The 25,211-nt window shown below is 61.2% G+C and carries 22 protein-coding genes and 2 tRNA genes; 7 read left to right on the top strand and 17 right to left on the bottom strand.

All coding sequences use genetic code 11. From position 1 onward, the window contains the following. Positions 1–87: 87 nt before the first annotated feature. The 6 genes from miaB to modA all read right to left on the bottom strand — a co-directional run bounded on the left by miaB (position 88) and on the right by modA (position 5,772). Positions 88–1,416: a tRNA (N6-isopentenyl adenosine(37)-C2)-methylthiotransferase MiaB gene (gene miaB, locus HF327_RS05875; protein ID WP_099735750.1), complete on the bottom strand. Its 1,329-nt coding sequence runs from the start codon at positions 1,414–1,416 to the stop codon at positions 88–90. Positions 1,417–1,582: 166 nt separating this feature from the next. Then, a complete protein-coding gene (locus HF327_RS05870; protein WP_169107362.1) occupies positions 1,583–1,987 on the bottom strand; it encodes a hypothetical protein in 405 nt (134 codons plus the stop codon). 94 nt (positions 1,988–2,081) lie between these two features. Beyond that, entirely contained in the window at positions 2,082–2,948 is an 867-nt protein-coding gene (gene fdhD, locus HF327_RS05865) for a formate dehydrogenase accessory sulfurtransferase FdhD (RefSeq protein WP_169107361.1), read from the bottom strand. Positions 2,949–3,000: 52 nt separating this feature from the next. Beyond that, positions 3,001–4,086, bottom strand: coding sequence for a molybdenum ABC transporter ATP-binding protein (gene modC / locus HF327_RS05860; protein ID WP_169107360.1), 1,086 nt, complete (start codon positions 4,084–4,086; stop codon positions 3,001–3,003). Next, positions 4,083–4,763: a molybdate ABC transporter permease subunit gene (gene modB, locus HF327_RS05855; protein ID WP_169107359.1), complete on the bottom strand. Its 681-nt coding sequence runs from the start codon at positions 4,761–4,763 to the stop codon at positions 4,083–4,085. Before modB ends, modC begins: the two co-directional genes overlap by 4 nt. A gap of 202 nt (positions 4,764–4,965) precedes the next feature. Next, complete coding sequence (gene modA, locus HF327_RS05850; RefSeq protein WP_169107358.1) at positions 4,966–5,772, bottom strand: molybdate ABC transporter substrate-binding protein; 807 nt, start codon at positions 5,770–5,772, stop codon at positions 4,966–4,968. 97 nt (positions 5,773–5,869) lie between these two features. Here modA and HF327_RS05845 point away from each other — a divergent pair, with 97 nt between their 5' ends. Beyond that, positions 5,870–6,742 (top strand): TOBE domain-containing protein, encoded by an 873-nt coding sequence (locus HF327_RS05845; protein ID WP_169107357.1) that lies wholly within the window; start codon positions 5,870–5,872, stop codon positions 6,740–6,742. Between the two features lie 115 nt (positions 6,743–6,857). On the opposite strand, the gene HF327_RS05840 is transcribed toward HF327_RS05845, so the two are convergent. Both HF327_RS05840 and mdlC read right to left on the bottom strand, forming a co-directional pair. Beyond that, positions 6,858–7,859: a Bug family tripartite tricarboxylate transporter substrate binding protein gene (locus HF327_RS05840; RefSeq protein ID WP_169107356.1), complete on the bottom strand. Its 1,002-nt coding sequence runs from the start codon at positions 7,857–7,859 to the stop codon at positions 6,858–6,860. Positions 7,860–7,923: 64 nt separating this feature from the next. Further along, positions 7,924–9,537: a benzoylformate decarboxylase gene (gene mdlC / locus HF327_RS05835; protein ID WP_169107355.1), complete on the bottom strand. Its 1,614-nt coding sequence runs from the start codon at positions 9,535–9,537 to the stop codon at positions 7,924–7,926. Positions 9,538–9,650: 113 nt separating this feature from the next. Between mdlC and HF327_RS05830 the strand changes: the two genes are divergently transcribed. Next, positions 9,651–10,583 carry a LysR family transcriptional regulator gene (locus HF327_RS05830; protein ID WP_169107354.1) on the top strand — a complete coding sequence of 311 codons (933 nt, stop codon included), beginning with the start codon at positions 9,651–9,653 and terminating at the stop codon, positions 10,581–10,583. Positions 10,584–10,640: 57 nt separating this feature from the next. On the opposite strand, the gene HF327_RS05825 is transcribed toward HF327_RS05830, so the two are convergent. The 7 genes from HF327_RS05825 to HF327_RS05795 all read right to left on the bottom strand — a co-directional run bounded on the left by HF327_RS05825 (position 10,641) and on the right by HF327_RS05795 (position 17,288). Beyond that, a complete protein-coding gene (locus HF327_RS05825; protein WP_206764356.1) occupies positions 10,641–11,810 on the bottom strand; it encodes an MFS transporter in 1,170 nt (389 codons plus the stop codon). A 374-nt stretch (positions 11,811–12,184) separates the two neighbouring features. After that, positions 12,185–12,261 (bottom strand) — tRNA-Met (locus HF327_RS05820). Positions 12,262–12,390: 129 nt separating this feature from the next. Beyond that, positions 12,391–12,467 (bottom strand) — tRNA-Met (locus tag HF327_RS05815). A gap of 86 nt (positions 12,468–12,553) precedes the next feature. After that, positions 12,554–13,333 carry an enoyl-CoA hydratase gene (locus tag HF327_RS05810; RefSeq protein ID WP_169107352.1) on the bottom strand — a complete coding sequence of 260 codons (780 nt, stop codon included), beginning with the start codon at positions 13,331–13,333 and terminating at the stop codon, positions 12,554–12,556. Between the two features lie 95 nt (positions 13,334–13,428). Further along, on the bottom strand, positions 13,429–15,234 hold the full coding sequence (locus HF327_RS05805) for a M61 family metallopeptidase (protein WP_169107351.1): 1,806 nt from the start codon (positions 15,232–15,234) through the stop codon (positions 13,429–13,431). Positions 15,235–15,343: 109 nt separating this feature from the next. Then, a complete protein-coding gene (locus tag HF327_RS05800) occupies positions 15,344–16,051 on the bottom strand; it encodes a DsbC family protein (RefSeq protein WP_169107350.1) in 708 nt (235 codons plus the stop codon). A 112-nt stretch (positions 16,052–16,163) separates the two neighbouring features. Beyond that, positions 16,164–17,288: an FAD-dependent monooxygenase gene (locus tag HF327_RS05795; RefSeq protein ID WP_198460429.1), complete on the bottom strand. Its 1,125-nt coding sequence runs from the start codon at positions 17,286–17,288 to the stop codon at positions 16,164–16,166. Positions 17,289–17,449: 161 nt separating this feature from the next. Between HF327_RS05795 and HF327_RS05790 the strand changes: the two genes are divergently transcribed. Together HF327_RS05790 and ychF are read left to right on the top strand one after the other, a co-directional pair. Beyond that, complete coding sequence (locus HF327_RS05790) at positions 17,450–18,337, top strand: MOSC domain-containing protein (protein ID WP_169107348.1); 888 nt, start codon at positions 17,450–17,452, stop codon at positions 18,335–18,337. A 223-nt stretch (positions 18,338–18,560) separates the two neighbouring features. Continuing rightward, complete coding sequence (ychF, locus tag HF327_RS05785) at positions 18,561–19,655, top strand: redox-regulated ATPase YchF (protein ID WP_169107347.1); 1,095 nt, start codon at positions 18,561–18,563, stop codon at positions 19,653–19,655. 63 nt (positions 19,656–19,718) lie between these two features. Here ychF and HF327_RS05780 read toward each other — a convergent pair whose 3' ends face one another. Together HF327_RS05780 and HF327_RS05775 are read right to left on the bottom strand one after the other, a co-directional pair. Beyond that, complete coding sequence (locus HF327_RS05780) at positions 19,719–20,642, bottom strand: NAD-dependent epimerase/dehydratase family protein (RefSeq protein ID WP_169107346.1); 924 nt, start codon at positions 20,640–20,642, stop codon at positions 19,719–19,721. A 28-nt stretch (positions 20,643–20,670) separates the two neighbouring features. Continuing rightward, positions 20,671–21,549 carry an SDR family NAD(P)-dependent oxidoreductase gene (locus HF327_RS05775; protein WP_169107345.1) on the bottom strand — a complete coding sequence of 293 codons (879 nt, stop codon included), beginning with the start codon at positions 21,547–21,549 and terminating at the stop codon, positions 20,671–20,673. A 509-nt stretch (positions 21,550–22,058) separates the two neighbouring features. Here HF327_RS05775 and HF327_RS05770 point away from each other — a divergent pair. The 3 genes from HF327_RS05770 to HF327_RS05760 all read left to right on the top strand — a co-directional run bounded on the left by HF327_RS05770 (position 22,059) and on the right by HF327_RS05760 (position 25,157). After that, positions 22,059–23,009, top strand: a complete 951-nt coding sequence (locus HF327_RS05770; protein ID WP_169107344.1) for an NUDIX hydrolase — start codon at positions 22,059–22,061, stop codon at positions 23,007–23,009. A 133-nt stretch (positions 23,010–23,142) separates the two neighbouring features. Further along, positions 23,143–24,012 carry a carboxylating nicotinate-nucleotide diphosphorylase gene (gene nadC, locus HF327_RS05765; protein ID WP_169107343.1) on the top strand — a complete coding sequence of 290 codons (870 nt, stop codon included), beginning with the start codon at positions 23,143–23,145 and terminating at the stop codon, positions 24,010–24,012. A gap of 149 nt (positions 24,013–24,161) precedes the next feature. Beyond that, positions 24,162–25,157 (top strand): tripartite tricarboxylate transporter substrate-binding protein, encoded by a 996-nt coding sequence (locus HF327_RS05760; protein WP_407927027.1) that lies wholly within the window; start codon positions 24,162–24,164, stop codon positions 25,155–25,157. Positions 25,158–25,211: the final 54 nt, after the last annotated feature.

Raw genomic sequence — 25,211 nt, 5'->3', positions numbered from 1 at the left:
GAATGGGGTGGAAAGTGTCGGCAAAAGGGCGCAAAAAAAGCCTGCATGGTGAAGTGCAGGCTGATTTCTGAACGGATGATGCCGGATTTACTCTTTGACCAGCACTTCCGCACGCAAGGTGTAGGCCTTGGCTTCAGTGATCTTCACATCCACCATCTGGCCGATCAGGCGCTCGTGGCCAGGGAAGTTGACCACGCGATTGCACTCGGTGCGGCCCATCAGCTCGCTGCCGTCGCGCTTGCTCACGCCTTCGACCAGCAGGCGCTGCACGGTGCCCACGCGCTCTTCGCTGATCTCCTTGATGTTGTTGTTGATGACGGCTTGCAACTCCTGCAGGCGGCGCAGCTTCACTTCGTGCGGTGTGTCATCGTGCAGATTGGCCGCAGGCGTGCCGGGGCGGGGGCTGAAGATGAAACTAAAAGAATTGTCAAAACGCACATCGTGGATGAGCTTCATCATCTTCTGGAAGTCTTCTTCGGTCTCGCCGGGGAAGCCCACGATAAAGTCGCTGCTCATCGCCAGATCGGGGCGAATGGCGCGCAGCTTGCGGATCGTGCTCTTGTACTCCATAGCGGTGTAACCGCGCTTCATGGCCATCAGAATCTTGTCACTGCCGTGCTGAACGGGCAGGTGCAGGTGGCTGACCAGCTTGGGGATCTTGGCGTAAGCCTCGATCAGGCGGGGTGTGAACTCGTTGGGGTGGCTGGTGGTGTAGCGAATGCGCTCAATGCCGGGAATCTCGGACACATATTCCAGCAGCAGCGCAAAGTCGCAAACCTCGCTGGTGTCGCCCATCTTGCCCAGATAGGCGTTCACGTTCTGGCCCAGCAGCGTGATTTCTTTCACGCCTTGCTCGATCAGACCGGCCACTTCCACCAGTACATCTTCAAACGGGCGGCTGACTTCTTCGCCGCGGGTGTAAGGCACCACGCAGTAGCTGCAGTACTTGGAGCAGCCTTCCATGATCGACACAAAGGCCGACGCGCCTTCTACGCGGGCGGGCGGCAGGTGGTCGAACTTCTCGATCTCGGGGAAGGAGATATCCACCTGGGGCTTGGCCTTGGCGGCGCGGGCGTTCAGCAGCTCGGGCAGACGGTGCAGGGTCTGGGGGCCAAACACCACATCCACATAAGGCGCGCGCTTGATGATTTCTTCGCCTTCCTGGCTGGCCACGCAACCGCCCACGCCAATCAGCACGCCTTTTTCCTTCAGGTGCTTGAAGCGGCCCAGGTCGCTGAACACTTTCTCCTGCGCCTTTTCGCGCACCGAGCAGGTGTTGAACAGGATCAGATCGGCCTGCTCCGGGTCGTTGGTGGACTCATAGCCCTGGGCTGCGCCCAGCACGTCGGCCATCTTGTCCGAGTCGTACTCGTTCATCTGGCAGCCGAAGGTTTTGATAAAGACTTTTTTGCTCATGGGGCGCTCTTATAGGGTGTTGTCGGGTACAGCGCTTGCGGGGGTAAGCGCAAAGTCATAGCGGCTGGCGCGCGCCATAACTTGGTTTGAATCGATAAACGGTCTGAACTGCTAGCAGAAAAAGCGCAAGCAGCTTTTAAATCAATAGCAGTCAGCGGTGGCTGGTTCAGCTGCCAAGCACGCGTTGCAGCAAGCTGCGTGGCTGTATCGGCTTGTATTTTTCGATCTCGGCGGGCGTCAGAATCCAGGCTGTGTGCAGGCCTTGCGTATGGGGCTCGATCACATAGCCCACCAGCATCTTCTGCCCCGTGTAGTTGTGGGCAAAGACGACGGAGCGCTCCTGGCTGAACAGGCGAAAGCCCGGCGTGGTGCGGATGGCTGCGCCGTTGATGGCGACTTCGGGGAAGTTGGTGATCGTCAGCTCGCCAAACAGCGCCGTGGGCGGGAAGTTGCGTGTGTCATTCGACGGCAGGCCTTGGGCCTGAGCCAGCAGACTGGCGCTGGCAGCAGCGGCCAGAGCGATGGAGCCAAATAGACGACGATTGAGGAAAGCGGTGGTGCAGCGGTTCATGGTGTATATCCAGGGGCTGATCAAGGGCGGCGCAATGAAGTCTCAGAAGCGCAATGCCGCGATTCTAGAGGCTGGCGTGCAGCTACGCGCTTGCTCAAGCTTTGCCGCCGCAGGCATACAGCACGGCCTTGGGTGGGCGGCACAGGCCCCAGAAGCGCAGGCCTGTCAGCTCGGCCATGCGTACGCCCATGGCCGTGGGGGCAGAAATGGTGGCGAGCGCTGCAATGCCGACCTTGGCGCATTTGCGCACCAGTTCATGGCTGCCGCGGCTGGATAGCACGACAAAACCGGGCTCGCCCAGTCTGCCGGTGCGGGCGAGGCGGCCAATCAGTTTGTCCAGTGCGTTGTGGCGGCCCACGTCCTCCAGCACATCGGTGATCTCGCCATCCAGCGTGGCCCAGCCTGCGGCGTGAATGGCACCGGCTTCGGCATTGAGAATCTGAGACGGGGGCAGGGCGTCAATGGCTTTGAGTACGATGGCCGCATCCACGCGCGCCAGCCAGTCATGGGCGGGCAGGGCATCAAACGACAGATCGAGTGCCGCAAAGCTTTCCACACCGCAGACGCCGCAACCCGTGCGGCCCGTGATGCTCCGGCGCTTGTCTTTCAGGCGCGCAAAGCAGCGCGAGGCAATGTCTAGCTGCACCTCCAGGCCATCCATGCCTTCGGGCAGGCCTGCGGCAGCGGCGCTCACCGGTTGCGCTTCAATGCTGTAGCAGTCGGCAGCGCTGTCGATGATGCCTTCAGTCAGCGCAAAGCCCATTGCAAAGTCCTCCGCATCGCCGGGCGAGCCCATCATCACCGCGTGCGAGATGCCGTTGAACACCAGCGCAATCGGCACCTCGGCGGCCAGAACGCGCTCTTGCGCTTCAAGCTGCCCGGCATTGAAGAAGCTCACGGCCTGCTTTTGCAGTGGCTCAATGCAGGTGACAGCTGGTATGGGGCAGGCGGGATTGATCATGGGCCGATGATAGTCAGTGCACCGTTTCCATGTCCCGAAAAGGTGGAGATGGCTAGTCCAGCAACGCCATGCCTTTGATCTGTGCAAACAGCGGCAGGCCCGCCTGCAGCTGCAAGGCTCTGGCCGAATGCTGGGTAATGCGTGCCAGCAGGCGGGTATTGCCAGATTGCAGTGACACCATGACCTGCCCCGGCCCGTCTTCCCGCAGATTCAGCACTTGCGCGGGCAGGATGTTGAGAATGCTGCTGCTCTCGGGTCTGCCAAGGCTCAGGCTCACATCGCGGGCTTGCACGCGCAGCTGCACCTGAGTGCCTACGGCGCGCGGGTGGGCCATCACCAGTTGCAGCTGCCCGCCATCAAAGGCCAGGGTGCTCAGATGGTCAGTCGCATCATGGCTTTGCACTGTGGCGTGTACCACGCTGGATGCGATATCTCCATGGGCCAGCGGCAGATCAAGGCTGGACAGGAGATCGGTCACCGCGCCTTGCGCCACAACCCGGCCCGCATTCAGCAGCACCATGTGCTGGGCCAGGCGAGCTACTTCATCGAGCGAGTGGCTGACGTAGATGACGGGTATCTGCAGATGGCGCTGCAGCTGATCCAGATAGGGCAGCACCTCTGCCTTGCGCTGTGCGTCGAGGGCGGCCAGCGGTTCGTCCATCAGCAGCACTTCGGGGCTGGTGGCCAGTGCACGGGCAATGGCTACGCGCTGGCGCTCGCCCCCAGACAGTGTGGCGGGCATGCGGTCCATCAAATGAGCGATACCCAGCAATTCCACAGCGCGGTCACGCGAGACCTTGCGTCGCTCCACCGGCGTGCGCTTGAGTCCATAGTCAATGTTCTTTTGCACCGAGAGGTGGGGGAACAGGCTGGCTTCCTGAAACACATAGCCCAGTGCGCGCTGGTGGGTGGGTCGCCATTGTTTGCGGGCATCGTCCTGCCAGATATGGCCGTTGACGGCGACCCGGCCCTGCGCGCGCTCCAGCCCGGCCAGGCTGCGCAGGCAGGTGGTCTTGCCGCAGCCCGAAGGCCCGAACAAGGCGGTGACGCCGTGGCCGGGCAGTTGCAGATCGACGTCGAGCGAAAAGTCCGAGCGGCTCAGCTTGAGCTGGGCGGAGATGAAGTGGGGCGTATTCATGCGCGGCGCTCCGCCTTGGGTTGCAGCCAGTTGAGCGCCAGCAGCACGATGAAGGAGAACACCACCATGCCTGCAGCCAGCAGGTGGGCATGGCCGTACTCCATGGCTTCCACATGGTCGTAAATCTGTACCGAGACCACGCGGGTCACGCCGGGGATGTTGCCGCCCAGCATCAGCACCACGCCAAACTCGCCAACGGTATGGGCAAAGGTCAGTACGGCGGCGGTAATAAAGCCGGGGCGCGCCAGCGGAACGGCCACGGTCAGAAAACGATCAAGCGGGCTGGCACCCAGGCTGGCCGCAGCTTCCATGGGGCGCGTGCCCAGTGCTTCAAAGGCGCGCTGCAGTGGCTGTACGGTAAACGGCATGGAATAGATCAGCGAGCCTATGACCAGACCGGCAAAGGTGAATGGCAGATTGCCGATACCGATGGCCTGCGTGAACTGGCCGATGGGGCCGTTGGGGCCCATGGTGACCAGCAGGTAAAAGCCGATGACGGTGGGCGGCAGCACCAGCGGCAGCGCCACCACGGCTCCAATCGGCCCGCGCCAGCGCGAGCGGGTGTGGGCCAGCCACCAGGCCAGCGGTGTGCACAGCAGCATGAGCAGCACGGTGGTCACGCTGGCGAGCTTGAGCGTGAGCCAGATGGCTGCGTAGTCTTCGGCGTTCAGTTGCATGGACTTAAAAATAGGATTTACGCAAACAAGAATGCGCAACAGGCACCTCTATCGGCAAACACCAAGCCTGACCCGAATTTGCGTCAATCGTGAAAAAAACCCTTGGTGTGCTCAGCTTAGCCGAGCGGCACCAAGGGCAGAGCGGAGCGTATGAAGGTAAGGCTTGAAGGAAAATCGGCCTCAAGCCCTTGTGGATCAAGCGTCAGAAGCTATAACCGTAGGAGCGGATGATGTCGTGCGCCTTGGGACTGCGCAGGTATTTCATCAGCGCGGTGGCGGCTTCGTTGTCCTTGGCGTTGTTCAGGACGATGGCGTCCTGGCGAATCGGCTCATGCATATTGCTGGGGATTTGCCAGGCCGAGCCTTCGCGAATCTTGCCGTTTTCCATGACTTGCGACAGGGCCACAAAACCCAGTTGGGCATTGCCCGTGGCGGCGAACTGATAGGTCTGGGCAATGTTCTCGCCCATCACCACCTTGGGTTGCACTTGCGCGGTCAAGCCCAGTTTGTTCAGCACTTCCATGGCGGCGGTGCCATAAGGAGCCAGCTTGGGGTTGGCAATGGCGATGTGTTTGTAGTCGCCAGTCTTGAGCACTTCGCCCTTGTCATCGACATAGCCGGCCTTGGGGCTCCACAGCACCAGCGTGCCGATGGCGTAGGTAAAGCGCGATTCCGCAACGCCCTTGCCCTCTTTGGCGAGTTTCTCGGGCGTGGTGTCATCGGCGGCCAGCAAGATGCCAAAGGGCGCGCTGTTGTTGATCTGGGCGTAGAACTTGCCGGTGGCACCAAACGACAGCTCGGCCTTGTGGCCGGTGTCTTTTTCAAACTCCACCGCGATCTTCTTCATGGGCGCGGTGAAGTTGGCCGCCACGGCAACGGCCACCTCGGCGGCCTGGGCCTGCGCGGACCATAGGCCCAGCACGGCCGAACTGGTCACGGTCGCGATCACGGCCGCAGAGCGGGCCAGTTGAAAGGAAAAACGCGAGGAGCGGGCAGTGATCTGAGTCATTGAGGTATCGCTATTCATAAAAGGAATAGCGAAGTGTAGCCTTTTTGAAAAGGCAAGAGGCAGCCAGGAAAATCCAAGGCGGGCATGATGGCGGCTTATGTCAGAACCCGATCATTTCGAACAAGAACAATTTGATGCATTTGACGATGAGGGAGCGCAAGGCCGTTCGCTCTCGTCAGACTCTGTATCCCAGGCGCTGGGCTACGACATGGCGGATCGCCGCATCGCCATCCTGCGCGGCATTGCGCAAAGCGGCTCCATCTCTCAGGCGGCACGTGATGTGGGTGTGAGCTACAAGGCCGCGTGGCAGGCCATTGATACCTTGACCAACCTGGCCGGCGCGCCGCTGGTGGAGCGTAGCGTGGGCGGAGCCGGTGGTGGTGGTGCCCAGATGACGCCTGCTGGCGAGGAATTGCTGCATGCAGCCGAGGCCATGATGCGCTTGCGCACTGAGCTGATGCAGCGCATGCAGTCTGGGACGCCAGGCGGTACGCAGCCGAATCTGGGTCTGATGACCAGCATGCGCAACCAGTGGCCCTGCACCGTGCTCAAGGTGGAATCGATGGGGGGGCAGATCCGGGTTTGGTTGCGCGCGGCGATGGAGGCGGGCTCAGACTGGACGATTGCTGCTCGCATTACCCCTGAAAGCTATGAGCTGCTGGGCCTGGCCCCTGGCGTGAAGGTGCTGGCGCTGTGCAAGGCCACGGCCGTCAAGGTCTGGCTGGGCAATGAGCGTCCGGCGGCATCCATGCAGGGCATCAACCTCTGGCCCGCCGTGGTGCAGCGCGCTACCTATGGCGCAGCCACGGTGTCTGAGGAATTCATGGCCTCCGATGAAGCCATTTGCCGCCTGAGCTGGGGCGCGCAGATCGTCGGCTTCGCACCCGCCATGAGCGGGCTGGTGGCCAACGACAGTGTCTGGCTGGAAGTGCCTGAGTCTGCGGTGGTGGTGGCCGTTACGGCCAGCTAACCGCTTCCCCTTACTATAAAAGCGCTGCAGTGTTTTAGCACTTCAGCGCTTTATTCATGGGCGGTAGCAGCTATCTTTATTGAAGTGGCAGCCACTCTTTAGACAAGCTGGCCCGTCAGTCCACCTTCAGGCCAATGGCCTTGATCAGCGGCGCAAAGCGGACTCGCTCCTTGGCGTGGTGGTCTACAAACGCCTGGCGGCTCATATTGGACTCAGGCGTAGAGCCAAGGCCTTGCAGCACCTCGATCACGTTCTTTTGCTCCAGTGCCTTGAGCACGCTGGCGCGCACGGCCTCCACCACGGGTGCAGGCGTGCCTGCGGGGGCGTAGATGCCGAATAAGGTGTCGGCATCAAAACCGGGTAGGCCGCTTTCGGCCAGCGTGGGGACTTTGGGGTAGAGCGGAGAGCGCTGAGGGCTGCCAATGGCCAGCAGCTTGAGCTTGCCGGCTTCCACCTGTTTGAGGCCGGGACCCGGATCAAACCAGTACTGGAGCTGGCCGCTGAGCACATCGGTCAAAGCCGGGCCAGCGCCTTTGTAGGGGATGTGGCTGGCATCGACCTTGGCGGCGCGCTTGAACATTTCACCTGCCAGATGGGGAGAGCTGCCGGGGCCGGGGGAGCCGTAAGACAGCTTGCCGGGATTGGCCTGCAGGTGCTTGATGAAGTCCTGCACATTGCTCACAGGCAGGCTGGGGTTTGTTTCCAGAAACACATGCACACGGGCCACGGCCGCGACAGGTATCAAATCCTTCTCGGGATTGAAGGGCAGCTTGCTGTAAATCATCGGATTGATGCTGATGCCGCCGCCAGAGCTCAGCAGCAGCGTATAGCCATCCTTGGGCGCGCGCACGGTTTCACCAATGCCGATGTTGCCGTTGGCACCGGGCTTGTTGTCCACCACCACGGACTGGCCCAGCACCTGACTCATGGTGGGAGAGATGGCTCGGCCCATCACATCGGCAGCGCCGCCGGGGGCGAAGTTGACGACCAGGCGGATGGGGCGTTCCGGCCACTTGTCTGAAGCCATGGCGGGGGCAGCGAATGCACCGCAAAGCAGGGCCGGAACGGCCGCCAGACTCAGGCGGCGCAAGCGGTTGATGATGGTTTTTGAACTCATGTCTTGTCTCCTAGATAGTGTTTTTATCAATGCGCCTCGAACGTGCGCTCATTTTTGAGTCTCTTCAGACCACCTCGACTTCCACCACGATGGGGCGAGGATGGGCAATGGCTTGCTTGAGGACTCTGCCGAGCTGGCTGGCGTCTTCCACATGAATGCCATCGCAGCCGTGGCCCTTGGCCAGAGCCACGAAGTCGAGATCGGGCAGCTCCGTACCTTCGACCTTTTCACCTTCGCGGTAGCCAAAGACTTTGGAGAAGTCTTGCAGCGCGGCATAGCGGCGGTTTTTGAGAATCACAAAGGTGATGGGCAGGCGCAGATTGGCCGCAGACCACAGCGCTTGAATGGCATACATGGCGGAACCGTCACCAATCACGGCAATGACCTTTTGGCCTGGCTTGGCCAGAGCAATGCCGACAGCCGCAGGCATGCTGTGGCCCAGCCCGCCGCTGCACATGGTGAAAAAGGTCTCGCTGTGAAAGATGGGCAGATAGGTCTGAATCGTGGAGCGTGAGCTGGGAGCTTCTTCCACGATGATGCTGTGCGGGTCGCGCACGCTGGCCAGCGTGTGCATGGCAAACGCGACCGACATGCGCTCACCCGCCGCAGGGGCGGCTGGAGCGGGCGGTGCGGGCTTGCGCGCTGGCGCTGGGCGCTGGGCCAGTGGCGGGTGGCTCAGTAATTCCTCGACGCCCAGCTTGATATTGCCCACGGCAGCCGTGCCCACGGGTGCCCAGGCCGCAATGGCAGGGTCTTCAATCAGCTGGAACAGCTCGGAGTTAACGGGGATGAATGGACCTTCTCCTTCCACGTGGTAGGTGAAGGCGGCAGCGCCAATGGCAAAAATTTTGTCATAGGGGCTCAGCAGGTCCACGATGCGCTCGCGCATGGCGGGCAGAAATCCGGCGAACAGCGGGTGATCTTCGGGGAAGCTGCAGCGGCCGCTCATGGGCGCTACAAACACGCGGGCCTGATGGCGCTCGGCCAGTGCCACGACGACATCCCACGCGCCAGCGCGGTCTACGGCGGCACCCACGACAAAAGCGGGTGTCTTTGCGGCATCAAGCGCATGACCTATGGCCGCCAGCGTTTGCGGGTTGGGGCGAGTTTCAAAGCCAATGCTGCGCAGCGTGATGGGCTCACAGGGCTTGTCCCAGTCATCCGCAGGAATGGAGACAAACACCGGGCCGCGCGGCTCCTGCATGGCGATGTAGTAGGCGCGGGCCAGTGCCTGGGGAACATCTTCTGCGCGAGCGGGTTCGCAGCTCCACTTGACATAGGGCTTGGGCAGCTCTGAGGCGTCGCGCGAATGCAAAAACGGGTCGAATTGCAGCAAAGAGCGCGCTTGCTGGCCGGCCGTGATGACCATGGGCGTGCGGTTCTTGAAGGCCGTGAAGATATTGGCCATGGCATGGCCCACACCTGCAGCCGAGTGCAGGTTCACAAAACTGGCGTTGCGCGTGGCCTGGGCATAGCCATCGGCCATACCGACAACGACGGCTTCCTGCAGGCCCAGCTCGTACGAGAAGTCTTCGGGGTAGTCACGAAACAGCGGCAGCTCGGTTGAGCCTGGGTTGCCGAAGATGCGCGTCATGCCCAGCTCGCGCAGCATGGCGATGACGGCATGGCGGACGGTGTGGGTGTCTTGCGGGAGTGTGGTTTGAGGCGTGACTTGCAAAGTGTGTTTCCTTGATCTGGCGGCTCTTCATGGGGTGGAGCGCTTCTGAGGGAATCTTGCATGGCCTCATAATTTCCAGCAATTGAATAAAACATCTAAGAGATATTCGTTTTATGGATATATCGGGCCTGGATCTGAATCTGTTGCGCGTCTTTGATGCGGTGTTCAGGCACGGCAGTGTCAGCCGTGCGGCGCTGGAGGTGGGGCTGTCGCAGCCTGCGGCCAGTCAGGCGGTGACGCGGCTGCGCCAGTTGCTGGGTGATCCTTTGTTCGAACGCATGCATGGCGGAGTTCGTCCCACGCCGCGTGCCGAGAGGCTGGCCCGGGCGGTGCGTACGGCCCTGGCGACGCTGGAGGTGGCGCTGGCCGAGGCGCATACCTTTGACCCGTTGCAGGCGAGTCAGTGCTTTCGCATGCATCTCAGCGATATTGGCGAGGCCCGTTTTTTGCCGCCGCTGATGCAGGCCTTGCGAGAGAAAGCGCCGAACGTGAAGCTGGAGACGCTGCCCATGCCCATGGCAGAGATTGCCGATGCATTGGACCGTGGCTCACTGGACATCGCCATCGGCTTTTTGCCCGGTGTGACGGGCACCAAGCAGCAGGTCTTGCTTTCGGACCACTATGCCGTGCTGCTGCGGCAGGCGCATCCTGTGCTAAAGGGCTTGAAGAGCAAGCGGCTTTGCCCTGAGCATTTGCAAGGGCTGGACTACGTGGCGGTGCGTTCGCACTCGGAAACTTTGCGTATTTTGCGCACACTGGAGTTGCAGAACCAGATTCGCCTCTCGGCGGCGCACTTCATGGCCGTGCCTTCCATCGTGCGCCAGAGTGATCTGGCCGTCATCATGCCGGCCGAGATTGCGGACACGTTTGAGCAAATGGGCGGCTATGCGGTGCTGCAGGCCGATCTGCCCGAAAGCGCGTTTGATGTCTCCTTGCACTGGAGCTGGCGCTTTGAGCGCGAACCCGCCAACCAGTGGCTGCGTGCGCTGGTCAGCGAGGTGTTTCAGCTGCACCCATCAACCAAATCAAAAGAGGGGCGGCCATGAAAAAGCGCCAGGCTTTTAAGGCTCTGGCGCTTTGCTGATCTGCGGTAGCAGCTATCTTTATTGAAGTTCCTTGCCCTTGAGCTCTGGAATCAGGAAAGCAGTGGCCAGCATATCCAGCACATAGATGGCGGCCAGCAGGGCAATGGCGACCTGGAAGGAATAGGCCATGGCCAGAGCGCCAATCACCACAGGGCCAAAGCCGCCGACTGCGCGGCCGATGTTGAACAGCACGTTCTGCGCCGTGGCACGGGCTTCGGTGGGATAGGCCTCGCTGATGACGGCGCCGTAGCCGCCCATCATGCCGTTGACGAACAGGCCCATGATGGCGCCCACCCACAGCATGGCGGTGGGGTCGCTGAGCTGGGAATAGGTCAGTACCGAGATGACTGAGCCGACCTGGAAGATCAGGAAGGTGGGCTTGCGGCCAATGCGGTCGGCCATCTGGCCAAACACCCAGATACCGACGGACATGCCGATGATGGTGGCGGCCGTCCACATGGAGGACTTGGTCAGGCTGAAGCCCATTTGCTTGGACAGGAAGCTGGGCATCCAGATCATGATGCCGTAATAGCCGAAGTTTTGAACCGAAGTCAGCACGATCACGCCCAGGCTGACTTTGCTTGTGGCCTTGTCCTTCATCAGCAGCTTCAGGCATTGCATGGCGGAGGGCTGGTCTTTGGGGTTGCGGGCCGTAAACACCTCGGGCTCATGCAGCTTGTTGCGGATGACCCAGGCCACGACCGCAGGAATCACACCCACCAGAAACATGCCGCGCCAACCGATGGAAGGCAGCAGCAGCGGGGTCAGCACGGCGGCGCCGAGCACGCCGAGCTGCCAGCCCAGTGCCACATAGGAGGAAACGCGGGCACGGTGGCGGGCAGGCCAGGCTTCGGCGGCCAGCGCCATGCCAATGCCGAACTCTCCGCCCAGACCAATGCCGGCAATGGTGCGGTAGATCAGCAAGTCCCAGTAGCCCTGCGCAAAAGCGCACAGGCCGGTAAAGACCGCGAACAGCACAATCGTCCAGGTCAGCACGCGGATGCGGCCGTACTTGTCGCTGAGAATGCCGAAAAAGATGCCGCCGAAGACGGCGCCGATCAGCGTCCATGTCACCAGAGAACCCGCCTGACCGGGCGTCAGATTCAGGTCCTTGGAGATGGCAGAGAGCATGAAGCCCAGAATCAACAGATCAAAGCCGTCCATGGCGTAGCCGACGGCCGAGCCCATGAGTGCTTTCCAGCTATATCCGTTGACTTCTGTGGGGGCGCTGGGCGCGGCTGAGCCAGCCACAGCGCTAGTGGTTTGAGTGGTCACGGGTGAGTCCTAGAGCAAAGGTGGATTCTCGTGAGCTGCGGCTGCTTTTTTCCGGGAAAAGCACAGCCCTCGCCGGGCGAATGACCGGCGCGTGGGCACGCGGCGTGCGTGCAGCATCCTTGGGGTGCAACGGGCACGAGAAAATCCTTGAGAGAGGGGTGAGCGGCTGGAGCATTGCAGCGCCATCTGCACGCATTTTTTGCAAGCTGCAAAAAAGGGCAGGGGCGCAATGAGGCCTCTGTAAAAAGCGAAAAGCCCCAAGAGCTTGCGCGCTTGGGGCTTGAATTTGGTGGTCGTAGCGGGACTCGAACCTGCGACATCAGCATTATGAATGCTGCGCTCTAACCAACTGAGCTATACGACCGACAGCCCGCAATTGTATAGGAAGAAATGGCCTTGGCAGCCAAGTTGGGAATTTTTGTGCGCAGGCTGCAGCGAGCGTTGCAGCAAAGAAAAAACCGCAGTGCTTTTGCAAACACTGCGGTTTTCTGTCTGGTGGTCGTAGCGGGACTCGAACCTGCGACATCAGCATTATGAATGCTGCGCTCTAACCAACTGAGCTATACGACCGAAGACCGCAATTATATGCAGAAAAATGACCGGCGGAAGTAAAAAGGTATTTTTGCTTCAAAAATCGGTCATCGGCTGCGCAGCGCTTACTGGTGGGTGAAGTTGGCAGGGCGCTTGTTCATGAAGGCATCCATGCCTTCCTTCTGGTCCTGTGTGGAGAACAGCGCCTGGAACAGACGGCGCTCAAACATCACGCCATCATTCAGGCTGCCTTCAAAGGCGCGGTTCACGGACTCCTTGGCGGCCATCACGGCCAGCTGCGAGAAGCCGCTGATGATGATGGCGGCGCCCAGCGTCTCTTCCATCATTTTTTCGTAGGGCACGACTCGGCTGACCAGACCTGCGCGCTCGGCCTCGGTGGCATCCATCATGCGGGCGGTCAGCGCCATGTCCATGGCTTTGCTCTTGCCCACGGCGCGGGGCAGGCGCTGCGTGCCGCCAGCGCCAGGGATTACTCCCAGCTTGATTTCGGGTTGACCGAACTTGGCCGTGTCTGCGGCAATGATGAAGTCGCACATCATGGCCAGCTCGCAGCCGCCACCCAGTGCAAAGCCGCTGACGGCGGCAATCACGGGCTTGCGGATGCTGCGAATGGTTTCCCAGTTGCGGGTGATGTAGTCGCCGCCGTAGGCGTCTGCAAAGTTGTACTTGGCCATGGCACCGATGTCGGCACCGGCGGCAAAGGCACGCTCGCTGCCGGTGATGACCATGCAGCCAATGCTTTTGTCGGCATCAAACTTCTTGAGCGCGTCGCCCAGCTCATCCATGAGCTGATCGTTCAGCGCGTTGAGCTGTTTGGGGCGGTTCAGGGTGATGATGCCGACTTTTTCCGCTTCGACGCGGACTTCGATGGTTTCGTAGGCCAAGTTTGTCTCCTGCTAAAGATGAATTGTTGTGCCAAGAATAACCGCTGAGGCTGGCTGCCAGCTACCCTGCTGCCGCCAGGCCTAGGCACTGGGTCTTATTCGGAAACGCCCGTCAGCCAGCGCTCTGCAGCGGTTTTGTCGCTGATCTCCAGTCCCAGATTGCTGATGGCTTTGGCGCTATCTGCATCCTCGCTGGCGGTTTTGGCCGGCAACGGGCCCAGGTTCAGAGGCAGCTCAAGCATCAACCGGTCGCGCGCGACCCAGGCTGTGACCTGATTGGAGCTGCCGGCGTACAGCAGCACATCGTCCAGTTTGCCGATACGCCAGCGCTGGCCTTCTGCCTCAAGCGCCAGCCATTCGTCGCCCGCCATCATGCCGGCCTGCTCGGCAGGGCTGCCACGCAGCACGGTCTTGATTTGCACGCTGTGGTTCTCCTGCACGCGCAGGCCCAGTCTTTGCGCCAGCTGGGCGGGTTCCACCTTGGTGTTAATGCCATGCTGGGCCAGCAGCTCTCGCAGCGGCAGGTCGTTGGTGGAGTGGACCCAGCTTTGCAGCTGCTGGGCGATGTCGGCATTTCCCAGTTCGGTCACCACGGCCAGCACATCGGCTTCGCTGATGGGGCCGCCTTCGCTTTTGCGCCACAGGCCGCGCATGACGTCATCCAGACTGCTGCCGCTGCCGCTGCGCAGGGCCAGATCAAGGCATAGCGCCACCAGCGAGCCCTTGGTGTAGTAGCTCACCGTGTGGTTGGCGGTGTTTTCGTCCTGGCGGTAGTACTTGACCCACGCGTCAAAGCTGGACTCGGCCACGGACTGCACATGGCGGCCCGGCGTCTGCAGCACCTGATTGATGGTGCGGGTGATGAGCTTGAGGTACAGGGCGCTGTCGATGAGTCCGGCGCGGCGCAGGAACAGGTCGTCGTAGTAGCTGGTGAAGCCTTCAAAGAACCACAGCAGCTCGGTGTAGTTTTCCTGCTCGTAGTCGTAGCGGGCAAATTCCGCCGGTCGCAGGCGCTTGACGTTCCAGGTGTGAAAGTACTCGTGGCTGATCAGGCCCAGCAGGGTGTTGTAGCCCTCGCCAGCCTTGGCCTCGCCCTTGCGCGGCAGGTCACGGCGGCCGCAAATCAGCGCGGTGCTGTTGCGGTGCTCCAGCCCGCCGTAGTTGTCGTCCACCACATTGAGCATGAAGACATAGCGATCCATGGGCGGCTGGCTGCCATCGGCATGCCAGAAGGCGATTTCGGCTTCGCAAATCTTTTGGGTGTCGGCCAACAGGCGCTGGCCATCAAAGCTGGGGGCTGCACCGGCCACCACAAACTCGTGCGGCACGCCGCCAGCCGTAAAGCTGCCGCGCCAGAACTGGCCCATTTCCACGGGGCAGTCCACCAGCGCGTCGTAATGGGCGGCGGTGTAGAGGCCAAAGCCGTTGGCGTCGATTTGGGCTGGCGTCAGGCCGGTGGCAACCTGCCAGCCTTGCGTGGCGGGGCTGCTCAGCAGCTCCAGGTCATGGGGCTGGCTTTCTTGGCCATGCACGCGCAGGCACAGGCTGGTGCCGTTGAAAAAGCCACGGCGGCGATCCAGCCAGGCGGTACGAACCGAGGTGTCGTAAGCGCAAACTTGATAGCTGATAACGCATTCTGCATCTGCGCTACAGGCAATTTTCCATTGATTCTTGCTGAGCTGTTCTGCTGGAACGGACTGGCCGTTTTGCGTGGCGCTCAGGCTTTGCAGGTTCTTGGCGAACTCGCGCACCAGATAGCTGCCGGGAATCCACACCGGCAGCGACAGAAGCTGGTCGGTTGCAGGTTTTGTGATGTGCAGCTGAACATCAAAAAGATGAGCATCTACCGCACTGGCCTGCACGGTGTAGCGAATGCCGGGGGCATGGGAAACGGTCGTCATGGCAGCTCCAGAAATGCGGCCGGAGCAAGCGAACCTATCGCAGCGCGGTGGCGTCACACAGACCTGACGCGCGCTGCTCCGGCAGAGATTGAGTTGTTATTGGGCGGAATTACTTGGCAGCCGCCAGGTGCTTTTCCACCTCGGCGGCAGAAATGGCACCGGGGACGCGCACATTGTTGGAGAACACGACGGTCGGGGTGCCGGTGATCTTGTACTTGCGGCCAAAGGCCAGATTGCGCTGGATGGCAGCGGTATCGCACTGCACGGCAGCGGCGTTCTTGCTGTTGAGCATCTGCTCATGCCAGGCCTTGGCCTGATCCTTGGCGCACCAGATATTACGCGACTTCTCGGCGGAGTCGGGGCTCAGGATGGGGTAGAGGAAAAGGTAGATGGTGACGTTATCCACGCTCTGCAGGTCTTTTTCAAAGCGCTTGCAGTAGCCGCAGTTCGGGTCTTCAAACACGGCCATCTTGCGCTCGCCCTTGCCATGCACGATGGTGATGGCGTCCTTGAGCGGCAACTGCTTGAAGTCCACAGCCGTCAGCTGAGTCATGCGGTCTTCAGTCAGGTTGCGGCGCGCCTTGGTGTCGATCAGCTCGCCCTGAATCAGGTAGTTGCCCTTGGCATCAGTATAGAAAATGTCCGTGCCCACGCGCACTTCATACAGGCCTGACATGGGAGTTGCGCGGACCTCGTCGATTTTTTCGAGCTGGGGAATGCGCTCGGTCAGCGTCTTTTTGAGGTTGGCATCCTGGGCGTGAACATTCAGGCCGAAGGTCAGGCTGGCAGCAGCCAGAAGGCAGGCAACAAGTTTCATGGGTGATCTGTCAGGCCGCGGAGGCGGCGGGTAGGGCTAACGGTTTCTGCCGTCCCGGGTGTGCCGGGAGGCAGGGCTGAGGGTTGGAGTCTGATCGGTCTCAGGGGTTCCCTTAAAGCAAACCCATGGCCTGCTTGGCCATCCAGGACTTGAGCGGGCCGCTGCGCTCAAAGCCCTTCATGCCCCAGTTGCGCAGCATCTGCACGGGCACTTCGGGGCGGGAAAACAGCTGCTGCAGGCCATCCATGGCCAAGCCCATGGGGGCCAGAGCCGCCTTGCGCTCGCGCTCGTATTGGCGCAGCAGCTTCAGATCAGAGGGGCTGCGCCAGTAGTCGCGCTCTTGTAGCACGCGGGCCAGTGCCTGCGCATCGGCAAGGCCCAGGTTCAGGCCCTGACCTGCCAATGGGTGCACGTTGTGGGCGGCATCACCGGCCAGTACCCAGCTCTGGTTGCTCTTTTGCGCAAACGGGCCGCACCAGCGGTCAGCCACCGCCTGCTGCAGCGGCCAGGTGGCGCGGTCCGCAATCACCTCCAGCTGGCCCAGGGCATCCTGGCTGATGGCCTGCAGGCGGGTGGTGAAGCTGGCTTCGTCGCTGTCCAGCCACTGGGGCACCAGCGCTTGCTCCAGCGACCAGACCACGGCCACTTCATGCCCTTCTGGGCCGCCCATGGGCAGCAGGGCCAGAATGCCTTCGGGCGTAAACCACTGGCGGGCGATGCCGCCGTGGGGCAGCTCGCAGCGCAGGCGCGTGGCAATCGCGTGCTGGGGATAGGGGGTGACTGTGAACTCCACGCCAAATTCGGCGCGCGTGCTGCTGGAGCGGCCTTCGCAGACGGCGGTGAGGGCCGCTTCTACCGGCTCTTTGACGATTTCGACCTGCGGCTGGTAGCGCACGGCCTCGGCCAGACGCTGCTCCAGTGCGGGCACATCGACAATCCAGGCCAGCGCGTCCACATCTTGCGATGCGGCATCAAATTGCACCTGGCCGTCCAGATCGCCAAAGACCTGCATGCCGACCACCGGTGTGGCATCTTCGTCGTCAGGCCAGCAGCGCAGAGACTGCAGCACGGCTCTGGAGCTGGCATTCAGCGCATAGGCCCGTACATCCTGCTGTTGTGATCTGGCCTGTGGCGGTGCCACGAGGGCGACACGCAGACGCTCACGCGCCAGTAAAAGGGCCAAGGTCCGGCCCACAATGCCGGCTCCACGAATACATACATCAAAGGTTTGCGCCATGCCCGTCATTGTAGAAGGCGCAGGCGAGGCCTGCGGGCATAGAGGGAACCCCAGCGCCCTACCAGTGTATCGGGCGCACAACTATATTGTTGATAGCGCCTTGCGTATGACTAGCAAGGGCTTGATTGCAAAATGCTGTGAAAGTTAGCAAAGGACATGCGATGACGGACTCCACCCACGACGTGCAAGGCCAGATTGCCGAGCTCTGGATTTACCCAGTCAAATCCTGTGCCGGCATTGCCGTGCAGCAGGCCCGCCTGTCGCGCCACGGGCTGGAATGGGACCGGCACTGGATGGTGGTGGAGCCCAATGGCGAGTTCTTGACCCAGCGCAGTCACCCGCGCATGGCGCTGATTCGCCCTGAAATCACGGCCGATTCATTGCTGCTGCACTTTGCCGGTCAGCCCAGCCTGCAAATACCGCTGCTGGCGCAAGGCGAAAAATGCCGGGCCCGGGTCTGGAGCGACACGGTGCAGGCTTGGGATTTGGGGGAATGGGCGGCCGCTGCCCGCGCATGGCTCAGTCAAGTGTTGGGAACGGACTGCCAGCTGGTGCGCTTTGACCCGGCCCAACCCCGCCAGGCCAGCGAGCGCTGGGTGAGCAGCGGTCAGGCACCGGTGCACTTCGCTGACGGCTACCCGTTGCTGGTGCTCAGCCAGTCGGCGGTTGATGAGCTGAACCAGCGGCTGGCGCAGGCGGGCGAGGCTGCGGTTGATGCCCGGCGCTTTCGCCCCAATATCGTGATTGCTGGCATCGAAGCCCACGACGAAGACCGGGTGGAAGAGCTGGAGGTGCTGGAGCTGCCTGGCTTGAGTCTGCAGCCCTGCAAGCCTTGCACGCGCTGCCCCATCCCCGATATCGACCCGGATACGGCGGTGCCGGGAACCTCGGTTGGGCAGTCAATTGGCAGTTATCGCCAAGATCCACGTGTGGATGGCGCTATTACTTTTGGCATGAACGCGATTGTGCTGGGTCTGCCTGAGGCAGCGGGCGCAAGCGTTCAACTGGTGTTGGGTCAGCAGCTGGCGGGCAATCTGCGCTTTGATTAGCCACCTCTTGGTAATGACGGTGGCAATCTACGGCAGATCAGCAGAGATTGCCGGGTCATTACAATCGAGGGCTTTCCGTGACAAAACCGGCACCAAACTCTGCAAGCCCAGAGTGCTCTGCCGTCACGCTCCCAAGAGAACCAGATTCGCCTCAATGCGGATCGGGCACTTCGGCCACGATGGTGTGGTGCCAGGTAGTGCATTGATACATAAGGAAAATTCCATGAGCCTCAAATGCGGCATCGTTGGCCTGCCCAACGTGGGCAAGTCCACTCTTTTCAACGCGCTGACCAAGGCTGGCATCGCTGCTGAAAACTACCCTTTCTGCACGATTGAGCCTAACACCGGTGTGGTGGAAGTGCCAGATCCGCGTCTGGATCAGCTGTCCGAGATCGTCAAGCCCGAGCGCGTGGTTCCCGCCATCGTGGAATTCGTGGACATCGCCGGCCTGGTGGCCGGTGCCTCCAAGGGCGAAGGTCTGGGCAACCAGTTCCTGGCCCACATCCGCGAAACCGACGCCATTGTGAACGTGGTGCGCTGCTTTGAAGATCCCAACGTGATCCACGTGGCCAACAAGGTGGACCCGATTGCCGACATCGAAGTCATTCAGACCGAGCTGTGCCTGGCCGACATGGCCACGGTGGAAAAGGCAATTCACCGCTATAACAAGGCCGCTCGCTCCGGCACTGACAAAGATGCCGCCAAGGTGGTTGCCATCCTCACCCAGATTCAGGATGCCCTCAACGAAGGCAAGCCAGCACGCACCGTGCCTGTCTCCAAGGAAGACGCGCCCCTGATCAAGCAGTTCTGCCTGATCACGGCCAAGCCCGCCATGTTTGTGGGCAATGTGTCGGAAGACGGTTTCGAGAACAACCCTCTGCTGGACCAGCTCAAGGCCTATGCCGAAGCCCAGGGCGCGCCTGTTGTGGCCATCTGCGCCAAGATCGAGGCCGAGATGTCCGAGATGGACGACGAAGACCGCGACATGTTCCTGGAAGAGCTGGGCCTGGAAGAGCCGGGCCTGAACCGCCTGATTCGCGCGGGCTTTAAGCTGCTGGGTCTGCAAACCTACTTCACCGCTGGTGTGAAGGAAGTGCGCGCCTGGACGGTGCCTATTGGTGCGACAGCCCCTCAGGCGGCTGGCGTGATTCACGGTGACTTTGAGCGCGGTTTCATCCGTGCCCAGACCATTGCGTTTGACGACTTCATCGCTTTCAAGGGCGAACAAGGTGCCAAGGATGCAGGCAAGATGCGTGCTGAAGGCAAGGAATACATCGTCAAGGATGGCGATGTGCTGAACTTCCTGTTCAACGTCTAACCACGTCAATCATCAAAAAAGCCTCGTCATTCATTTGGCGGGGCTTTTTTTGCGAGGGCTATGTCACACGGCCTGAGCTTGCGACTCCAGTACCTGCGCCACGGCTTCGCGAATGGCGTGCTCCACGTCGTTGCGACGGTAATTCAGGCGTTGCTGTGCATCGGCGGTGGGCTGATAGCTCACAGGGGTGGGACGGCCAGCGTAGATCACTTCGTCGGGCATCAGCGGGTGGTTCTGGTCTTTTTCGGGAACCACGGTGCTGCTGCCCACGGCCTTGAAGAACAGGCCGAAGAAGTCTGCGAACGAGATGTTTTCATCGCCTACCAGGTAGGCCTCACCGGACTGGCCGTTTTCCAGCGCGCCAGCAATGGCTTCAGACAGCGAGCGCACTGACATGAAGTTGGTACCCCCGGTTGGGCCAAAGACGGGCATATCACCCATCTGGCCCTTGGCGTAGGCGGTGTAGGCCTCAAAAATAGGGCTGGGCAGGCCCGGCACCGATCCGACCATAAAAGGCGCGTTCAGGCTGCAGACCTCAAAACCTGGTGCGGCCAGCGCGCGGGCGCCCACGCAGGCCATGTGGCGCGAGCGCACATAGGGGTCACTCTCGGTCAGCTTGATGTCGATCTGTGGGTAGAAGCTGCCAATCAGCACGGCTTTGCGAATGCCTGCGGTGCGGGCCAGCGCAAAGAATTTGGGCAGGGCTTCGCCGTTGGCATACAGCCAGTGGGCTGCCGCATCCGCCTCAGGCGGCACGTGGCGAATGTCATTGCCGGCTGCAAAAACCAGAGCGTCAAAACCCGTCAAATCATCCTGCGTGACGGTACCCGCTACGTAATCCATGGCGATAAAGGGCAGTTGCGCCATGGCCGTGGTGGCTGGTGCGGGCTTGCGTGCGGCAATGGTGACCTGATGACCCTGCGATTGCAGGTGCAGTGCGGCGTGACCGCCGAGAAGGCCTGTGCCTCCGACAACAAGAATTTTCATGGTGAATCTGTCAAAAAAGTGGAAGTGATCAGGAACGGTCGAGCAGGGCAGGCTTGGCCTGATCGCTGCTGGAGGCGTCGATAAAGCCATTGCCGGTGATGAGGGGAATGGTGGTCCAGGCACCGCCGGGGGCCTGCATCCAGCCGCCAGCGGCCAATGCGCCGCCGTCGACATTAAGGGTGGTGCCCGTCACCCAGGCGGCCAGCGGGCTGGCCAGGTAGAGCGCCGCGCCTGCACAGTCGCTGGGCTGGCCGAAGCGGCCGAGCGGGATCCAGCGTGGGATGTGGTGCTTGTTGGCATCAGGGATGGCCAGGCTGACGGGCACTTGCGCGGTTTCGGTGGTTTCAGGCGCGATGACGTTAACGCGAATGCCTTCAGGGGCCAGCTCCAGCGCCAAGGTGCGGGAGAAACCACCAATCGCTGCCTTGAACGCGGCATAGACAGCGCAGGTAGGCGCGCCGCGCAGGCCTTCGATGGAGGAGATGCTGACAATGCTGGAGCCTTGTCCGCGCTTGCGCAGCAGAGGCAGCATGGCACGGGTGACGCTGAAGATGTGGCGCAAATTCAGGTCATAGAGGCGGCTGATCTCGTCGTCGCTGAATTCTTCAAAGCGCTTGGAAAGCACAAAGTCGCCGACGTTGTTGACGAGAACGTCCAGGCCGCCAAATTCGCTGTCGATGCGCTGGGCCAGGGCTTGAACGTCGGCCTCGCGCGTCATGTCGCCCTCGATCACCAGTGCCTCAACGCCAGCGCGATCAAGCGATTTACGCATCTCGGCTACCAGTTCGGGCTTGATGTCCGCAATGACGATGCGCGCACCGGCATCACTGAATGCCTCGGCGATGCCGCGCCCTATGCCTGAGCCGCCGCCTGTCACCAGAACCGTCTTGCCTTTGAAGTCAATCATCTGTCTTCCCTTCCATGGATCTTTAATTCTTGAAAGATGGAGATGGCTAACCGATGTCTGTCAGCGAAATCCGCCGCAGCTATCCGTCGCCAACCTGGCAAGGCAAAACCGGAGGTCAATACCGGTCTTCAATCTTTGACCTCCGACCCGCAGGCAGGGCGCGGCCTTGTCTCGACACCGGCGGCTGCAAGCGGACAGAGGGTCTGATTTCGCCTTCCAGGCTGACGCCAGTATTGATGCCCGAATGCGGAAGTCGTTACTCAAAACGGACTATCGACCTGTGCAAAGAGGGTGATACGCGCGGGAAGTGCCGGGTGATCGGCGGAGTAAGGGAAAAGCCTGAGGAAAAAACGTAGTCCGTTAAAACTAGTTGTCGATGATCAGAAAGTGCGGCGGGATGCAGCAAGATTTGGGGGCGCAGGTCCGATGAAGTTCCGGCTCAGTGCCTGCGCACCGTAGAATTTGCTTTTCCCCTGATGGGGCTTTGCCCTCCAACGCTTTTGAGTGGTTTGAACAATTCCGAGCTGCATTCCGTGCAGGCCGATCTGGTGGCAGTGCTGGTTGCCGTCACGGATGGCCAGCCCCGTATCCTGACCACCGGGTCCGGGCGGGCGCTGCCTGCCGGGCCCTTTACCAGCAATCACAGCTCCCTGCAGGCCAGCTTGCGCGCGTGGGTGGAAAAGCAGACCCATCACCCGCTGGGTTTTGTGGAGCAGCTCTACACCTTCGCCGACCGTGAACGCTCGCAGCAATTGGGCATGCATGTCATCTCCATCAGCTATCTGGCGCTGACGCAGGAGCTGGACGAAACCGGTGCCGCACAGCCCGGCTGGCAGGACTGGTACCGCTACTTCCCGTGGGAAGACTGGCGCGACGGCATGCCCGCCGTGATTGCCGAGCGCATCGCACCTGCGCTGACGGACTGGAGTGAAAACGCTTCAGATAGCGTAGCTAGAAGTGCACGCTGGCAAAGAGCTGCGGTGACTTTTGGCTTGGATGAATACGAGTGGAACGAAGAGCTGGTGCTGCAGCGCTACGAGCTTCTGTTTGAAGCCTGTGTGGTGCCCGAAGCATGGGGTGAAGGCGATGGCGAAAGCTCGGCCTCTGCCGCCGCCAGCTTGCTGCCAGGCGCTGCCATGAGCAACGACCACCGCCGCATTTTGGCCACTGGCATGGCCCGCCTGCGCGCCAAAATCAAATACCGCCCCGTGGTTTTTGAGCTGATGCCCGAGGAATTCTCGCTGCTGCAACTGCAGCAGACGGTAGAGGCACTGGCAGGCCGCGGCTTGCACAAGCAGAATTTTCGCCGTCTGATTGAGCAGCAATCACTGGTCGAAGAAACCGGGCAGGTGACGGCTGTGGGTGCGGGCCGCCCGGCCAAGCTCTACCGTTTCAGGCGCAATGTGATGCTGGAGCGGGCGATTGCTGGCAACAAGCTGCCGCTGGCGCGCAGCCACTGATTCATCGCTTATTCATCCGGTCAATTGCACTCTAAAGGAGTGCTTGACTTGAATAATGCTCAGGTTTAGCATAAGTCCATCTGCGCGAGGCTTCAAGCCATTCGCGCTTTTTTCTCGACTATAAATACTCAAAATGAGCATTAATAAAATTGCCGCACTGCCCGTTCCATCTTTGCCCGATGTGATGCTGGAGCCGCTGGTGCGCATGGCCTTGCTGGAAGACCTGGGCCGTGCCGGAGATCTGACTACAGACACCATTGTCCCCGCTGATGCCACGGATGAGCTGCGCCTGATGGCCAGACAAGACGGCGTGCTGGCCGGGTTGGATCTCGCGCGTCTGGCCTTTACGCTCATGGATGGCCGCATGGCGTTCGACGTCAGCTGCGCTGATGGCACGCGGCTGGTGCCCGGCATGGAAATCGCCCGTATTCGCGGCAAAAGCCGCGCTATTTTGTCGGCGGAGCGCACAGCCCTCAACTACCTGTGCCACCTGAGCGGTGTGGCCAGTGCCACGCATTCGATTGCCGAGGCCATCAAGCCCTTTGGCACGCGTGTGACCTGCACTCGCAAGACCATGCCTGGTCTGCGCTCGCTACAAAAGTACGCTGTGCGTGTGGGCGGCGGCAGCAATCACCGCTTTGGGCTGGATGACGCCGTGCTCATCAAAGATAACCACATTGCACTGGCCGGTGATGTCGCTACTGCCGTGGGCCGCGCGCGCGCTGGCGTGGGCCATATGGTCAAGATCGAGCTGGAAGTGGATACGTTGGCGCAACTGGAAGTGGCGCTGCAACTGGGTGTGGATGTGGTGCTGCTGGACAACATGAGTCTGGACGACTTGCGCACTGCCGTGGGCATGTGCAAGGGGCGGGCGATTACCGAAGCCTCGGGTCGCATCACCCCCGAGACAGCACCTGCTGTGGCGGCCACGGGTGTGGATCAGATCGCCGTGGGCTGGCTGACGCACAGCGCCAAGGTGCTGGATATTGGTTTGGATGCATAAATGGCATACCCCCTGTGCCGCTTTGCGGCTTCCCCCAAAGGGGGCGACGCCATCGCCGCGAGGCGGCTCTTGCTTGGCGTCTCTGTCTTAGGCCCTGTTTTTGCATGCCTGCGGCAATATGGCGAACCGAGGAAGGTTAGCCAATGAAGATGGTTTTCAAGCGCCGCAGCAACTGGGCTGTTGCGTTGGCGGTCGCTGTTCTGGCAACGGCTGCGGCTGGTTTGTGGCAGGCCCGCACAGGGACAGCGGCCATGCGGTTTGAAAAGCCCATCACCATTGTGGTGACCTTTCCGCCCGGCGGCGGTACGGATTTGCTGGCCCGCAAGTTGGGCGCAGCGCTGCAAGAGCGCATAGGCCAGACCGTGGTGGTGGAAAACCGCCCCGGTGCCAGCGGCAATATCGGCGCGCGTGAAGTGGCGCAGGCCAAGGCAGACGGCAGCACGCTGCTGATGGCCAACAGCTCTTTTGCCATCAACCCCGGCGTGTACCCGCATCTGGACTTTGATCCGCGCAAAGACTTTAAGGCCATCTTCAATGCGGGAACGATTGCCTCGGTGCTGGTCGTTCCGCTGCACAGCAGTATTCACAGCCTCGCCGATGCGCTGGCTCAAACCTCTGTCGCCCAACCTCTGGCCTTTGCCAGCTGCGGCAACGGCACACCCCAGCACATGGCCGGTGAGATGCTGGCCCAGGCCACGCACAGGCCTTTGCAGCACATTCCTTTCAAGGGCTGTGGCCTGGCCGTGACCGCTGTGGCAGCCGAGCAGGTGCCGCTGGGCGTGGTCACCGCCAGCAGCGCTGCGCCCTTGATTGAAGCCGGTCGTGTGCGCGCCATTGCCATCACGGCACCGCAACGCGTGGCGCAGCTGGCGGAGGTTCCTACGGTGGCAGAGCAGGGCGTCAAAGCCTTTGCCGTAGAGCAGTGGCATGGACTGCTGGCCCCTGCCGCCACGCCGGATGCCGTGGTGGCCCACCTGAACGAGGTGCTGGGCCAGATACTGAGTGACCCTGTCATGCAGCAGGCGCTGATGCAGCAGGGCTACACATTGCTCAAGCAGACGCCTGTGCAATTTGCGCAGCAGATTGAGGCCGATATGGATCGCTATGCGGTGGTGGCCCAAAGTCTGGGCTTGAAGGTGGATTAAGCGTCGCGAGCACCCCTCTCGATACGTCGTTGTTTGGCTTTTTTGCATTCGCCA

Source organism: Comamonas suwonensis (assembly GCF_012844455.2).
GTDB classification, from domain to species: Bacteria; Pseudomonadota; Gammaproteobacteria; order Burkholderiales; family Burkholderiaceae_C; genus Comamonas; species Comamonas suwonensis.
The sequence above is the reverse complement of the archived record's forward strand: the minus strand, read 5'-3'. Positions and strand labels throughout refer to the sequence as shown.

Bases quoted from the DNA above. Each gene is read 5' to 3' on its own strand.
- HF327_RS05830 (WP_169107354.1), top strand. From the start codon at position 9,651: ATGGATATATCGGGCCTGGATCTGAATCTGTTGCGCGTCTTTGATGCG.
- miaB (WP_099735750.1), bottom strand. From the start codon at position 1,416: ATGAGCAAAAAAGTCTTTATCAAAACCTTCGGCTGCCAGATGAACGAG.
- HF327_RS05775 (WP_169107345.1), bottom strand. From the start codon at position 21,549: ATGATTGACTTCAAAGGCAAGACGGTTCTGGTGACAGGCGGCGGCTCA.
- HF327_RS05800 (WP_169107350.1), bottom strand. From the start codon at position 16,051: ATGAAACTTGTTGCCTGCCTTCTGGCTGCTGCCAGCCTGACCTTCGGC.
- fdhD (WP_169107361.1), bottom strand. From the start codon at position 2,948: ATGATCAATCCCGCCTGCCCCATACCAGCTGTCACCTGCATTGAGCCA.
- HF327_RS05870 (WP_169107362.1), bottom strand. From the start codon at position 1,987: ATGAACCGCTGCACCACCGCTTTCCTCAATCGTCGTCTATTTGGCTCC.
- HF327_RS05795 (WP_198460429.1), bottom strand. From the start codon at position 17,288: ATGGCGCAAACCTTTGATGTATGTATTCGTGGAGCCGGCATTGTGGGC.
- HF327_RS05840 (WP_169107356.1), bottom strand. From the start codon at position 7,859: ATGAGTTCAAAAACCATCATCAACCGCTTGCGCCGCCTGAGTCTGGCG.
- HF327_RS05845 (WP_169107357.1), top strand. From the start codon at position 5,870: ATGTCAGAACCCGATCATTTCGAACAAGAACAATTTGATGCATTTGAC.
- modA (WP_169107358.1), bottom strand. From the start codon at position 5,772: ATGACTCAGATCACTGCCCGCTCCTCGCGTTTTTCCTTTCAACTGGCC.
- modC (WP_169107360.1), bottom strand. From the start codon at position 4,086: ATGAATACGCCCCACTTCATCTCCGCCCAGCTCAAGCTGAGCCGCTCG.
- HF327_RS05790 (WP_169107348.1), top strand. From the start codon at position 17,450: ATGACGGACTCCACCCACGACGTGCAAGGCCAGATTGCCGAGCTCTGG.
- HF327_RS05760 (WP_407927027.1), top strand. From the start codon at position 24,162: ATGGTTTTCAAGCGCCGCAGCAACTGGGCTGTTGCGTTGGCGGTCGCT.
- HF327_RS05780 (WP_169107346.1), bottom strand. From the start codon at position 20,642: ATGAAAATTCTTGTTGTCGGAGGCACAGGCCTTCTCGGCGGTCACGCC.
- modB (WP_169107359.1), bottom strand. From the start codon at position 4,763: ATGCAACTGAACGCCGAAGACTACGCAGCCATCTGGCTCACGCTCAAG.
- HF327_RS05825 (WP_206764356.1), bottom strand. From the start codon at position 11,810: ATGGGCTCGGCCGTCGGCTACGCCATGGACGGCTTTGATCTGTTGATT.
- ychF (WP_169107347.1), top strand. From the start codon at position 18,561: ATGAGCCTCAAATGCGGCATCGTTGGCCTGCCCAACGTGGGCAAGTCC.
- HF327_RS05805 (WP_169107351.1), bottom strand. From the start codon at position 15,234: ATGACGACCGTTTCCCATGCCCCCGGCATTCGCTACACCGTGCAGGCC.
- nadC (WP_169107343.1), top strand. From the start codon at position 23,143: ATGAGCATTAATAAAATTGCCGCACTGCCCGTTCCATCTTTGCCCGAT.